Source organism: Tardiphaga sp. 20_F10_N6_6 (assembly GCF_052076045.1).
GTDB classification, from domain to species: Bacteria; Pseudomonadota; Alphaproteobacteria; order Rhizobiales; family Xanthobacteraceae; genus Tardiphaga; species Tardiphaga robiniae.
The window spans coordinates 2,447,886-2,461,728 of the sequence record NZ_CP197239.1; the positions used below are offsets into that span (position 1 = coordinate 2,447,886).

Annotated in this window: 12 protein-coding genes; 6 read left to right on the forward strand and 6 right to left on the reverse strand. The window is 63.4% G+C overall.

Annotated features, from left to right (window positions below; translation table 11 throughout):
* Positions 1-5 precede the first annotated feature (5 nt).
* The 5 genes from AB7813_RS11890 (at position 6) to AB7813_RS11910 (ending at position 7,451) form a co-directional block, all read left to right on the forward strand.
* Positions 6-509, forward strand: a complete 504-nt coding sequence (locus tag AB7813_RS11890) for a helix-turn-helix transcriptional regulator (protein ID WP_439083007.1) — start codon at positions 6-8, stop codon at positions 507-509.
* Complete coding sequence (locus AB7813_RS11895; RefSeq protein ID WP_231079783.1) at positions 506-1,912, forward strand: MATE family efflux transporter; 1,407 nt, start codon at positions 506-508, stop codon at positions 1,910-1,912. The genes AB7813_RS11890 and AB7813_RS11895 overlap by 4 nt, the downstream gene beginning before the upstream one ends.
* A 183-nt stretch (positions 1,913-2,095) precedes the next feature.
* Positions 2,096-3,487, forward strand: coding sequence for an MFS transporter (locus AB7813_RS11900; RefSeq protein ID WP_439083006.1), 1,392 nt, complete (start codon positions 2,096-2,098; stop codon positions 3,485-3,487).
* Positions 3,488-3,685: 198 nt separating this feature from the next.
* On the forward strand, positions 3,686-5,107 hold the full coding sequence (glgA, locus tag AB7813_RS11905) for a glycogen synthase GlgA (RefSeq protein ID WP_089265318.1): 1,422 nt from the start codon (positions 3,686-3,688) through the stop codon (positions 5,105-5,107).
* Between the two features lie 130 nt (positions 5,108-5,237).
* Positions 5,238-7,451 carry an SLC26A/SulP transporter family protein gene (locus tag AB7813_RS11910; RefSeq protein WP_439083005.1) on the forward strand — a complete coding sequence of 738 codons (2,214 nt, stop codon included), beginning with the start codon at positions 5,238-5,240 and terminating at the stop codon, positions 7,449-7,451.
* A gap of 5 nt (positions 7,452-7,456) precedes the next feature.
* Here AB7813_RS11910 and cnbZ read toward each other — a convergent pair whose 3' ends face one another.
* From cnbZ to AB7813_RS11940, 6 genes are read right to left on the reverse strand one after another with little or no spacing between them, the layout of a single operon-like run.
* The gene (gene cnbZ, locus AB7813_RS11915; RefSeq protein ID WP_120291590.1) at positions 7,457-8,212 is read right to left on the reverse strand and encodes a 2-amino-5-chloromuconate deaminase CnbZ; all 756 of its coding nucleotides are present in this window, start codon (positions 8,210-8,212) and stop codon (positions 7,457-7,459) included.
* Positions 8,213-8,238: 26 nt separating this feature from the next.
* Positions 8,239-8,955 (reverse strand): ABC transporter ATP-binding protein, encoded by a 717-nt coding sequence (locus tag AB7813_RS11920; RefSeq protein WP_439084207.1) that lies wholly within the window; start codon positions 8,953-8,955, stop codon positions 8,239-8,241.
* A gap of 7 nt (positions 8,956-8,962) precedes the next feature.
* Positions 8,963-9,724, reverse strand: a complete 762-nt coding sequence (locus tag AB7813_RS11925; RefSeq protein WP_120291592.1) for an ABC transporter ATP-binding protein — start codon at positions 9,722-9,724, stop codon at positions 8,963-8,965.
* A complete protein-coding gene (locus AB7813_RS11930; protein WP_439083004.1) occupies positions 9,717-10,667 on the reverse strand; it encodes a branched-chain amino acid ABC transporter permease in 951 nt (316 codons plus the stop codon). The genes AB7813_RS11925 and AB7813_RS11930 overlap by 8 nt, the downstream gene beginning before the upstream one ends.
* Positions 10,664-11,530, reverse strand: a complete 867-nt coding sequence (locus AB7813_RS11935) for a branched-chain amino acid ABC transporter permease (RefSeq protein ID WP_439062788.1) — start codon at positions 11,528-11,530, stop codon at positions 10,664-10,666. Before AB7813_RS11935 ends, AB7813_RS11930 begins: the two co-directional genes overlap by 4 nt.
* A 27-nt stretch (positions 11,531-11,557) precedes the next feature.
* Positions 11,558-12,694: an amino acid ABC transporter substrate-binding protein gene (locus AB7813_RS11940; RefSeq protein WP_439062789.1), complete on the reverse strand. Its 1,137-nt coding sequence runs from the start codon at positions 12,692-12,694 to the stop codon at positions 11,558-11,560.
* Between the two features lie 239 nt (positions 12,695-12,933).
* On the opposite strand from AB7813_RS11940, the gene AB7813_RS11945 reads away from it, so the two are divergent.
* Complete coding sequence (locus AB7813_RS11945) at positions 12,934-13,839, forward strand: LysR family transcriptional regulator (protein WP_089265324.1); 906 nt, start codon at positions 12,934-12,936, stop codon at positions 13,837-13,839.
* The last annotated feature ends 4 nt before the right edge of the window (positions 13,840-13,843 follow it).

Sequence of the window (13,843 nt, forward strand, 5' to 3'; positions counted from 1 at the left end):
CCACCATGGAGCGCAAGAGTTTCGAGAAACTGGAATGCCCGGTCGCCCGCAGCCTTGAGCGCGTCGGCGAGTGGTGGAGCATTCTGATCATGCGCGATGCCATCTACGGCATGACGCGGTTCGATCAGTTCCAGAAGAACCTCAACATCGCGCCGAACATGCTGACCCGCCGGCTGGCAGTCCTGGTCGAGGCCGGGCTGCTGGAGAAGCGGCTGTACTGCGAAAAGCCGCCGCGCTACGAATATATCGTGACCCCGCGCGGCCGGGATTTCCGCTCCGTGCTGTGGTCGCTGCAAAGCTGGGGCAACCGGCACTTCGCGCCTGAGGGTGAAAGCGTTGTCCTGATCGACAAGGAGACCGGCGAGACCGCCGATCCCATCCTGGTCGACCGCCGTACCGGCAAACCAATCACCGAAGCCACTCACGCCAATGCGCCCGGCCCTGCCGCCAGCGCACGCGTGCAACGGCGGCTCAGCAAACCGCGCCCGCAGAAGGACGGAACATTATGAAACTGGAAACGCCGCAGGCCATCGTCGCCGCCACGGCCGCGCCCGTCCACGAGATGAACCCGCGGACGCGCATGCTGCTGCAGGCGCCAATCGCCTCCACGCTGGTCAAGCTCGCCTGGCCCAATCTGCTGGTGATGCTGGCGCAGGCTTCCACCGGGCTGATCGAGACCTGGTGGGTGTCGCATCTCGGCAGCGACGCGCTGACCGGCATGGCCGTGGTGTTTCCCGGCTTCATGATGATGCAGATGCTGTCGGCCGGCGCCATGGGCGGCGGCATTTCCTCGGCGATTGCGCGTGCGCTCGGTGCGCGCCGCACCGACGATGCCGAAGCACTGGTGATGCATGCCACGCTCATCAATATCCTGCTCGGCCTCATCGGTTCGGCGATCTTCCTGATCTGGGGCCGTGCGATTTACACGGCGATGGGCGTCAGCGGCGGCGCGCTAGACGCGGCCATGCAATATTCCAACGTGGTATTCGGCGGCAGCGTTTTAGTTTGGCTGATGAACGGCTTTGCCAGCATCATCCGCGGCACCGGCAATATGCTGGTACCGTCGCTGTCGATCTGTATCGGCGTGGTGCTGCTGATCCCGCTGTCGCCGCTGCTGATCTTCGGCTGGGGACCGATTCCGGCGCTCGGCATTGCCGGCGGCGGTTGGGCCGTGGTGCTGTCCACCTTCACCGTCGGCGCGGTACTCGCCGGCTACATTCTCTCGGGCCGCTGCATCGTCCATTTCAAGCTGGCCCGGCTGCGCTGGGATCTCTCGGCCGACATCCTGCGCGTCGGCGCCATCGCCGCGGTGATTTCGCTGCAGACGAGTTTCACGGTGCTGCTGACCACCGCACTGGTCGGCGGCTTCGCTGGCGGCGACGCCGTGGCGGGCTTCGGCACCGGCGTCCGGCTGGAATATCTGATGGTGCCGCTGGCCTTCGGGTTTGGCGGACCGCTGGTCGCACTGGTCGGCACCAATATCGGCGCCGGACAGGAGCAGCGCGCGCTGCGGGCGGCGCTGATCGGCGGCGGCATGGTGTTCGTGATCACCGAAACCGTCGGCCTGGCGGCCGCGATCTGGCCAGCCGCGTGGCTCGGCCTGTTCGGGTCGGATCCGCAGATGATCGAGACCGGCAGCGCCTATCTGCGCATCGTCGGCCCCGCCTATGGCTTCTTTGGCCTCGGCCTGTCGCTGTATTTTGCCTCGCAGGGCGCCGGCAAGATGCTCTATCCGCTGCTGGCCGGCGTGCTGCGCCTCCTGATCTCGATCGGCGGCGGCTGGCTGGCGCTGCGGCTGACGGGATCGCTGACCTGGCTGTTTGCCTGCCTGACATTCGCCTTGGTGGTCTACGGCACCATCATCGTCACGGCGGTGGCGTCCGGGACCTGGTTCAAGACCAAGCCGGTCTGACGGCGATGTGATCGCCAGCGATGTGATCGCCTGACAGCGATGTGATCAGCCGAAAGCGGATTTTCCGCTGGGAATAAAGATGTGCATATGCCTCATGCAGTTGCACGCCTGTAGGGGCAAAGCGAACTATCCTAGATAGCGCGGATCGGCAGCCAGTTCGGCCGCACCCAGGAATCCCCAGCTATGGCAGACGGTATCGCGGCACAGGCTCCCCAGCCGACGGAAGGGCTGACGCCGAGCCAGCAGCGTTGGGCGCGGCTTGCCATCTTTACCGCCCTTGCCATGGCCTCGCTCGATACCGCCATTGCCAATATCGCGCTGCCCTCCATCGCCAGCGACCTGCATGCCACGCCAGCGGACGTGATCTGGGTGGTCAATGTCTACCAAATCGCCATGGTCGCCACGCTGCTGCCGTTCGGCGCACTGGGCGAGATCGTCGGCCATCAGCGCATCTATCTCGGCGGGCTGATCCTGTTCACGATCGCGTCCGTCGCCTGCGCATTCGCATGGTCGCTGGACACTTTACTGTTCGCCCGGGTGCTGCAGGGCCTCGGCGCCGCTGGCGCCATGAGCGTCAATGCCGCGCTGGTCCGCGTGGTTTATCCCCCAAGCCATTTCGGCCGCGGGCTCGGTCATAACGCCCTCGTCGTTGCGACGGCCTTCACCCTCGGCCCCACCATCGCCTCGGGCATCCTGTCGGTTGCGACCTGGCCCTGGCTGTTCGCGATCAACCTGCCCTTCGGCCTCGCCGCCATTATCATCAGCCTCAAGACACTGCCAAAGACCACGCGCGCCACCCATCGTTTCGATTTTCTCGGCGCCCTGCTGACCTCGCTCTGTCTCGGCCTGCTGATCCTCGGCATCGACAGCGCCGCCCATCACACGGCGCCATCCATCGTCGTCGCCGAACTGGTTGCCGGCCTGCTGTTCGGCTGGCTGCTGCTCCGCCGGCAGGCCGATCACCCTGCACCGATGCTGCCGATCGACCTGTTCCGCCGCCCACTGTTCGCGCTGTCGGCGGCCACGGCGGTATGCTCCTTCTCCGTCCAGGGCCTCGCCTTTGTGTCGCTGCCGTTCTATTTCGAAGAAGTTCTGCATCGTTCGGCAGTCGAGACCGGCTTCTTCCTGACGCCTTGGCCGCTGGTCGTCGGCATCATGGCGCCGATCGCCGGCCGGTTGTCGGACCACTATCCCGCCGGGCTTCTTGGCGGTATCGGCATGGCCCTGCTCGGCATCGGCATGGTGCTGCTGGCCACCCTGCCGCCCGACCCGAGCGTCGCCAATATCGTCTGGCGGATGGTGATCTGCGGCGCCGGCTTCGGCTTCTTCCAAGCGCCGAACATGAAGGCGATCATGTCGAGCGCCCCCGCCGGCCGCAGCGGCGGCGCCAGCGGTATCGTAGCCACCGCCCGGCTGACCGGCCAGAGCATGGGCGCGGCGCTCGCCGCCTTCTGCTTCGGCCTGTTCGGCCATGGCGGCGCGACCTGGGCGCTGGCGCTCGGTGCCGGCTTTGCCGCGCTCGGCTGCGTCATGAGCTTCCTGCGGCTGATCGTCCCGTCGTCACCCAGTCACTGATTTCAGAGATAATTTAGCGAACTCACATTTCTCTTTTGCAATGCCGTATTAAGTGATGTGATATACTGCAGTGCAGAGACAGATATTTTGCAGCGCAAGTAACAAAACTGAGTTCCATTGCCCTTCGGTTCCGTAAGTACCCAAAGACGCTGGACCAGTTTCGTATCCTTGTAGTCGCGGCGGGCACGAGGGCATTTCTTGAGGGTACTGTTCGTCACTCCAGAGATTGACGACTTCATCCGGGTGGGTGGCCTTGCAGCCGTGTCCGCCGCTCTCCCTAGAGCCTTGCGCATCTGGACCGACGTTCGCATCATCCTTCCCGGCTATCGCGACGTCGTCACGCAGTTTCCTGATATCGAGATCGTCGGCGAATGCCCGGCGCTGGCGGAAATGCCCGCCTGCTCGGTCGGCCTCGCCGCGACCAAAGACGGGCTGCCGATCTATATCCTGCTCTGCCCGCAGCTCTACGATCGCCCCGGCAATCCCTATGGCGATGCCTGCGGCCGGGACTGGCCGGACAACGACATTCGCTTCGCGCGCTTCGCCTCCGCTGCGGCGCTGCTCGCCTCGGGGAAGCTCGACAAGAACTGGTCGGCCGATCTGGTCCACGCCAATGACTGGCAGGCGGCCTTGGTGCCGGCCTATCTCGCCTGGAGCGGGGTGAAGATCCCGACCATCCTGACGATCCACAATCTCGCTTATCAGGGCCTGTTTCCGAAGTCTTCGCTGCGCCGGATCGGTGCACCGGCGGAGTCGTTCCATATCGACGGGCTGGAATTCTACGACAAGCTCTCCTTTCTCAAGGGTGGGCTGATCTACTCGTCCCACCTCACCACCGTGAGTGAGACTTACGCGCGCGAGATCACCACGCCGGAACTCGGTTGCGGGCTGGAAGGCCTGCTGACCAAGCGCTCCAACGAGTCGCGCCTCACCGGCATTCTGAACGGCATCGATGAAAGCTGGGATCCGCGCGTCTGCGCGGAGCTCATGAGACCGTTCGGCGCGGGCGACTGGGAAGCCAAACGCGCCAATGCCGACGGGGTACGTCAACAATTTGGGCTCGCGCTCTCCCGCGGGCCCATTTTTGGTTTGGTCGCCCGCCTCGTGCATCAGAAGGGCGTCGACCTCGTATTGTCGGCGGCCGACGCCATCGTGTCCGCCGGCGGACAGATCGTCGTGACCGGCCGCGGCGAGACCGAACTGGAGAATGCGCTGATGGACGCGCATCGCCGTCGCCCCGACGCGATCGGCGTCGCCATCGGCTTCAACGACCGCGAGGCACGGCGCATCTTCGCCGGCAGCGACTTCACGCTGATGCCGTCGCGCTTCGAACCCTGCGGCCTGAGCCAGATGTATGCGCAGCGCTTCGGCTCGCTGCCGATCGGCCACCAGACCGGCGGCCTCGCCGAAACCATCGTCGATGGCGAGACCGGCTTCCTGTTCACGCAGCCCTCCACCGAGTCATTTCTGGGCGGCATCCTGCGGGCCTTCGCGACCTATGGCTCGAAGGATCGCCTGAACTCGATGCGTCGCAGCGCCATGTCGAAATCATTCAGCTGGAATATTTCTGCCGCCAGCTACAGCGCGCTGTATCGCAAGACGATCGTCGCCGGCGTGTAGCGCGGGAAATCGGCGGGCGAACCCCGATCTTGGCTTGCGGATCAGTTCCGTTTCACAATAATGGCAAAAGCTGGCAACAACTATCATCCATGAAGGCGTGGCCGGTACCCCCTGTGATGAAGGCCAGCCCGTGCTCAAAGCTTCGCCTCCCGCCGAGCCGCTCGTCGACTGGCGATCGGAAATCAGCGCCGGTCTGATCTCCAGCCTCGTCTGTCTGCCGCTCTGCCTTGCTTGCGGACTGCTGGTGTTTGCGCCGCTCGGCCCCGACTATGTCGCGGCCGGCGCTGCGGCCGGCCTGTATGGCGGCGCCATCGTCGGCCTGGTCGCGGCCGTGGTCGCCACCTCGTCCTATATCGTGACGACGAGCCGCGTCAGCATGGCCCTGGTGCAGGCCGGCCTGACTACGACGCTGGTCAATGACGCCACGCTTGCGAGCCAGCCTGCGATAATCGTGACCGCGATCATGCTGTGTTTGTTTCTGGCCGGGCTGTGGCAGGTCCTGTTCGGACTGCTCGGCCTGACGCGCGCCATCAAATTCGCGCCGCACCCGGTACTCACGGGCCTGCTCAATGGCGTCGGGATGCTGATCGTGATTTCCCAGTTCAAGCCGTTCTTTGCCGCGCAGACGCTGTGGCCGAACAAGCCCGCGATGCTGGTTTACGTCGTGGCCCTGGCGCTCTTTGTTCTGAACTATCCGGCCATAGCAGCCTGGCTGCGGCTGCCGGACTGGCTGCGGAAAATACCGGGATCGCTTGCAGGCTTCGTCGCCGGCACCGCGCTCTACTATCTGATCAGCATCCCGACCGGTCTCGATCTCGGGCCGACCATCGGTGAGATCCATGTCAGCTTCCCGCCCGCCATGCCGCTCGGCGCAGTGTTCGACGGCTCCATCACGCCGGAACTGACCGCCGTGCTTCCGCATGTCGTGCTGGTGTCGCTGGTGCTGGCGATCATCGGCACGGTGGAGACCATGCTGGCGTTTCGCGTGGCACAGCAGCTCGACGACACGCATATCCATCCGGTGCGCGACCTCGCCGCACAAGGCATCGCTAATGCGGCAGCAGCACTCGGCGGCGGCATTGGAGGATCTGCGATTCCATCGGTGATCCTGCTCGGCTATCGCATGGGCGGCCGCACGCGCTGGACCAGCATTTTCGTGGCTCTCAGCCTGTTGGCCATCACATTCGCGCTGTCCTCGGTGCTCGCACAGGTGCCGCGCGCGGTGTTCGCCGGCCTGCTTCTGGTGATCGGCATCGTGCTGTTCGATCGCTGGAACCTGCAACTGCTGGCCGATATCCGATACAGCATCGAGCCGCAGGTTCGCCGGCACGCGGTCTACAACCTGATCGTGGTGCTCGCGGTGATGGCCGTGACCGTGTTCAGCTCGGTCGTTTCCGGAGTGATCGTCGGCATCATCCTGTCCTGCATCATCTTCGTCATCAATATGAGCCGGCCACTGGTACGCCGCGCCCATCTCGGCGACACGCTGTTCTCCAAGCGCATTCGCTCGGCCGACGATCTCGCGATCCTGCAGCAGACCGGGCAGCAGCGCGCCATCCTGCAGCTCGAAGGCGCGCTGTTCTTCGGCAATGCCGACGACCTCTCGCTCCGCGTCAAGGACTTGTTCAACAGCACGGACATGATCCTGCTCGACATGGGCGCCATCTCCGACCTCGACATCTCCGGCATCAACGCATTGCGAACCCTGCGCCAGAAGGCGACTGAAAAGAAACGGCGACTGATCTACTGCAACGTCCGGCCCATCCATGCCGCCATCATCGGCAACGGGATCGGGCACGATCCCGCATCGCCGTCCATGACGCAGGATCTCGATTCCGCACTGGAGTGGATGGAGCAGACCATGCTCGACCGCTCAGCTACGAGGCAGGGGCAAGCGGATGAACTCACGCTCGAGCAGATCGACTTTCTCGATGGTGTATCGGCGAACGAGATGGCCGAACTGACCACAGTGATGACCAGACGCGAATTCGCGTGCGGCGATACGATCTGCCGCGAGGGCGACGCCGGCGACCGCATGTGGCTGATCCTGAAAGGCAGCGTCAGCGTGCTGCTGCGTACCGACGGACATCACGAGCGACGCCGCATCGCCGGACTTGGCCGCGGCACGACGGTCGGAGAAATGGCGCTGGTGGAATCGGTACCACGCTCGGCGACCATCGTCGCCGACGACGCGGTGATCTGTTACGAATTCCCGCGCGACGGCTTCGACCTGATCCTGAAGAAAAATCCGGTGCTCGCCACCAGGCTTCTGGGCAACCTGGCGCGCGAACTCACCCGGCGACTGCGACAGACCTCACAAGATCTGCGCATCAGTCATCATTGAGGCGGTTAAACCTCGACCACGCGCTCCACATGCACGCGGCGGCAATCCATCTCGTATTCGAGATCGACGACCGGCGGACGGTTGAAGTGCCAGGTCAGGCCGTTGCGGAACACGCCACGACGACCGAGTTCGCTTTCCAAGAGCGCATAGACGTCGCGCACGGTGTAGAGCTGCGCGCCGGTGGTCTGGTCCCAGGTGCCGGAGAATGCGCTCATGCGGCGCTCCATCTCGTCGAGCACGAACTTGGCTTTTTCCAGCATGCCCGACGGGCTGATGTCGCCGAGACGCACGGTGTTGTCGCGATAGTCGCCCTTGCCTTCCGCGGCCTCGCCGCTGCCGGCGATGACGAAGGATGCCGGCGCATTCGGCGCGACGGTCGTGAAAGAGAAAGCGTGGAAGCCGGGCTCCGACGGCGGATCGATCTTCGGACACACATTGCTGCGCGCGATGGGATTCACGCGATCCTTCATGATGCCCCAGTCTTCGAGGGTCTTGATGTAGATCTCGTTGAAGTCGATGAACCCCTGCTCCGTGAACGGCGCCGGCGAGCGCAATTCGCAGGCCGCAAAGGCGGTCAGCGGCCGGCCGGCGGCCTTGATGATCTCGGCAACCCTGGCGAAGCCTTCCTTCAGCGGAACGACTTTCGAGAAGCGCACGCGCTCCAGCGCGAAGCCGGGCAGCGCGCCGACGCCGCAGGAATACTGGAACACGCCCGGCATGTAACGGTAGCCGCTATTGGGGGCTTCGACGGTCTCGATCATGTTTGCCTCTTTGGATGAAATCAAAGTCAGTCTTCGAGGACGCCGAGATAGGCGTCGCGGATGATTGGATCGGCCAGCAATTCGGCGCCCTGCCCGGTGCGCACGATGCGGCCCATATCCATGATGTAGGCGTGATGGCAGAGATCGAGCGCCGTGGTGACGTCCTGCTCCACCAGCAGGATCGACATGCCTTCGGAGTTCAACTGGCGCAGCGCCGCGACCAGTTGCTCCACCAGCAATGGCGACAGGCCGAGCGAGAGTTCGTCGATCATCAAGAGGCGCGGCGCGCTCATCAGCCCGCGGCCGATGGCGCACATCTGCTGTTCGCCGCCGGACAATGTCGCCGCCGCCTGGTTGCGGCGCTCACGCAGCTTCGGAAAGGTCGTGTAAACGCGATCGAGATCGCGATTGAGCTCGGTACGGCCAACGCTGCGCGAATAGGCGCCCATCAGGAGATTGTCCTCGATGCTCATGGCGCCAAACAGGCGGCGGCCTTCCGGCACGTGCACAATGCCATGCGCCAGCATCTGCGCAGCCGTTGCCTTGGAGAGATCGACGCCTTCGGAGACATATTTGCCGGAGACCAACGGGATCAGCCCGGACAGAGCACGCATTAGCGTGGTCTTGCCGGCACCGTTGGAGCCGATCAGCGCGGTGATTTCGCCGGAGCGCACCGTCATGTCGATGCCCCACAGCACCTGAATTTCGCCGTAGCCGGCGCAGACCTGATTGAGTTCGAGCATCGGATGATCAGCCACGGGCAGCGTTCCGTTGTGCATATTGCTGGCCAAGATAGGCATCGACGACGGCAGGATCCTTGATGATGTCGCGCGGCGCGCCGTCGGCGATCAGCTTGCCGTTATGCAGCACCGCGATACGGGTGCACACATTGAGCACGACCTTCATAAGATGTTCGATCATCACGATGGTGATGCCATCGGCAGCAAGCTGATGGATCAGCTTCGTGGCGCGCTCGACCTCGGCGCTGTTGAGGCCGGCATTGACCTCGTCGAGGAACAAGAGCTTCGGCTTCATCGCCAGCGCCTTGGCCAGTTCCAGCCGCTTGCGCATGGCAAGCGTCAGCGTCGCCGCTGATTGATCGGCCTGCGCGTCGAGACCCACAAAAGCGAGATGCGCGCGGGCGGCCTCGCGCGCCGATTTCAGGCCCTCGCCCGGCTGCGAGAACAGCGCGGCGGCGGCGACATTGTCGAGCGCCGAAAATTCCGCAAAGGGCTGTACGATCTGGAAGGTGCGCGACAGGCCGAGCCGCGCGGACTGATAGGTCTTGATCCGCGTGATGTCGCGGCCGTCGAAGGTGACGACGCCCGAGCTTGCCGGGGTGACGCCGCAGATGGTGTTGACCAGCGTGGTCTTGCCGGCGCCATTCGGGCCGATCAAGCCGACCACCTCACCCCTGTTCACCGACAGCGAAACGTCGCTCAGCGCCTTCAGCCCGCTGAAGTTTCGCGAGACGTTGCTCAGATGCAGGATTTCGTGACGGATCTCAGACATGCTTTGCCTTTCGTCCGAACAGCCCGCGCCAGATCTTGCCGGCATGGAGCGAGACCAACCCATGCGGCAGGAACAGCAGCAGCAGGATGATGAGGACGCCCAGCACGCCCGAATGGATCTGGATGTAATTGCGCCAGACCACTTCCTCGAGGCCGAGATAGACGAAGGCGCCGCAGACCACGCCAAGCGGCGATCCGAGCCCGCCCATCAGCGCCATCACGATCGGCTTCACCGAATAGAGAATGTCGAACACGTCGGACGGATCGATATAGTGCACCCAGGCCGCATAGAGCCCGCCGGCGGCGCCGACGAAACACGCAGACAGGCCGAAGGCGATGGCCTTGTAGAGCGTGGAATTGAGACCGACCATGTTCGAGGCCGTCTCGTTCTGCCGGATGCAGTTGAGGCCGAAGCCGAGCTTCGACATCGACACCGCGATGACGACGATCGCGGTGATCAGCAGCAATCCCCACATCGCGTAAAAGAAGAACGTCGCGTCGGAGAGGACACTGGAGCCGGACACCAAGGGGATATTCAGGCCCATGCCACCGCCGGTGAGGTCGGTGGCATTGTTGACGAGTTCGCGGAACACTTCGACCAGCGAGAGGCTGGCGATGGCGAAGTAATGCCCGCGGAGGCGAAGCAGCACCGCGCCGAGGGCTGCAGCAAGCAACAGGCACAATACCAGCGAACCCAGCAGCGACAATGTCAGCGGCACGCCCTTGTTCATGAGAATGCCGGTTGTATAGGCGCCGAGCCCGAAGAAGGCCGCCGTCGCGAAAGACGGATAGCCGGCGAAGCCACCGACGATGTTCCATGACAGCGCGAAGATCGCATACATGCAGGCCATGGTGCCGAGACGCAGCGCATACGCGTCGCCGAACAGCGGCAGCGATGCTACGCCGGCAATGAGAACGAGAAGCGCGATATTGGTCCGGGTCATTCAAAACCCTTTCGGCCGAGCAAGCCCTGCGGCCTGACCACAAGGAAAATGATGAGCAGGACGAAAGACAGCGTCACCGCATGGGCCGGACCGAGATAGACCGAGCCGACGCCTTCAACGAGCGCCAGCAGCAAGCCGCCTGCGAGTGCCCCGGAAACGCTGCCGAGGCCGCCGAGGACGCAGACCACGAAAGCCTTGCCGAGATAGGCCGACGAGGTCAGCGGCGAGATCGGGAAGATCAGCGCCATCAGCACACCGGCGCAACCGGCCAATGCAGCACCGAGACCGAAGGCGATGGCGTAGATCGATTTGACGTCGACGCCCATCAGTACGGCGGCATCGCGGTCGAGCCGGACCGCAACGATGGCGCGGCCGACTTTCGAGCGACGCAGCAGCAGATAGAGCAGAAAGGTCAGCGCCAGCGCCGAGCCGGTCGCGATCAGGCGATCGACAGGGACGACGACGTCGAAGATCGAGATCGATCCCGTGGGCGGATTGAGGGTCAGCTTCCGGTAGTCGGCCTTGAAGTAATAGATCATCGCATTGTTCAGGATCAGATCGAGCCCGAAGGTCAGCGTCAGCGTCACCAGCACCGGCGCGGTGATGACGCGGTTGAGCAGCAGCCGTTGCAGCAGGTAGCCGAACACGAAGAAGGCCGGCGCCGCAATCAGCAGCGCATACCACGGCGACAGGCCGAGCGAATTATAGGCCCCCCAGGCCAGATAGGCGCCAAGCACGATGAACGAGCCGTGGATCAGGTTGATGACGTTGAGCACGCCCCAGACCAGCGAGAAACCGATCGCGATACAGGCATAGAGACACCCGAGCACGAGTGCATTGATCAGGACCTGGATGGCCAGCATATCGTTTCCCCGCCGGTCAGCCGTGGCTCAGTTCACGCCGAGCTTGAACTCGCCCTGCTTGATCGCATCCGGGAATAGCACCACCGGCTTGCCGGCCTGGATCTGGAAGACCGGAGGTTCGAGCGAGTTGATCTGGCCGTTGGCGCCGAATTTCACCGGGCCCCAGAAGGTCACGACGTCCATCTTGGCGAGTTCGTCACGCACCTTGTCGCGATCCAGCGAACCGGCCTTTTCGATGGCCATCTGGAACAGCGCGCCGCAGACCGCAGCCGAGGCGTGAGCATAATCGGGCTCGAGCTTGTACTTGTCCTTGAACAGCTTCACGAAGTTGGCCGTGGTGCCGAAAATGTCCTTGCCGTTGTACTGTTCGGCCGGATGCCACCACGAAGCGCTGGAGATGTTCTCGGCGCTCGCCCCGGCGGATTCGATGAATTCCTGATAGGCCGGACCGGCGATCATGGTCACGACATTGGCCTTCATCTGCTGATCGACCATCTGCTTGCGGATCAGCAAGAGGTCGTTGGTGTAGCCGGTGACGAACACCCATTGCGGATTCAACGACTTGATCTGCGAGAGGGTTGCGGAGTGATCGAGGGTGTTGATGGCGTATTTTTCGAAATAGACGACTTCGAGACCGTTGGCCTTGGCGGACTTCTCCATTTCCTGCGCGATGGCCAGCGGGAACAGATCGTTACGCGCCAGAATGGCGACCTTCTTGACGTCGGCAGCCTTGGCCTTGACGAGCTGCGTCAGCGGCGTGGTCAGCGTGTCGTTCGGGGTGAAGGTGCCGAACAGATACTTGTAGTTCTGGTCATAGACCTGGGATGACGACGCCGTCGCGGCCAGCATCGGCACCTTGTATTTCTCAGCGATCGTGCTGGCGGCCTTGGCGGCGCCCGAGCCGAACGGGCCGAACATGAAGTTCACCTTGTCCTGGGTGATCATCTGTTCGGTGGTCTGCACCGAGCGCGGCGTGTTGGACTGATAGTCCGAATAGACGATCTCGACCTTGTACTTCTTGCCGCCGACATCGATGCCGCCGGCCTTGTTGGCCTGCTCGGCCCAGAGGTCATAGCCCTGCTGCTGCTTCACGGCTTCCGGCGCCAGCGGCCCGGTGATCGGCAGCGGCGCGCCGAAGCGGATCACATCCTGCGCCGAAGCCATTGAGGAGGTTGCTCCCAAACCGGCCGCAGCCAGCAGGAGGGACGCGGAAAAAGCCGAGACAGCAAGCCGGGGATGAAACATCCAAATTCTCCATCGATGACGGGACCGTGACCTGATCAAAACTCTGTCAAATTTAGATTTCGAATAAAAGCATTGAATTTCGATGTGAGAGGTCTGAAAATCAGAACGCTAGTCAGGTCCTGCCATCGCGCTGGGCAGCCAGCCGCGAGGGACTGACCATGATCGAATCCACCGCCATTCGCTATTTTCGCGTCGTTACCGAGTCCGGATCGATCAAACAGGCCGCCGCAGCGCTCCGCATCGCCCCCTCCGCCATCAGCCGGCAGGTGCAGGGGCTGGAAGAAGAGCTTGCGGTCAAGCTGTTCGAGCGCGGCGCGCGCGGCATGAACCTGACCGATGCCGGCCACGTGCTCTATCGCTATGCAGTCGAGAACCGCAGCCAGCTCGACGGGCTGCGCAGCCAGGTCGAGGAATTCGCATCGCTGCGCCGCGGCCAGGTGAAGATCGCCACCGTCGAAGGCATGCTGTCGAGCTTCCTGCCCAACTCCTTCGTTGACCTGTCGCAGCAATATCCGGGGATCGCGCTATCTGTCACCGCCGTGGGCGCTCGCGATGTGGTCGAGATGGTCAGCCAGAACGAGGTCGATCTCGGCCTGATCTTCGGCCGTGCGCCACGACGCGATCTGATCGAACTCGGACGCATGCGACAACCGGTCTGCCTGATCGTCGCGCCCACGCATCCGCTGGCCGGCCAGAACTCATACGCGATGAAGGATCTCGCAGGGTTGCGCGTGATCCTTCCGGATCCATCGTTCGGCATTCGTCAAGAACTCGACAAGTCCTGCGCACAGGCCAGTGTGCGGCTGGAAATGTGTAGCGAGACCAACTCGCTGGCCTTCACCCAGACCGTCGCTGCCCGCACCGATCTTGCGACCTTCCTGCCGATGGTCTCAGCGACGGCGGCGATCAATGCCGGCACACTCGTCGCGATCCCGCCGCGCGACCGCAGACTCGAGTCAACACAGGTGACGCTGGTGCAGTCGGCCGCACGCATGGCATCGCCCTCAACGCGACTGGTCGCCGAGATGCTGGTGGCGCAGATGAAGGATAATGAGGAAGGGTAGACGC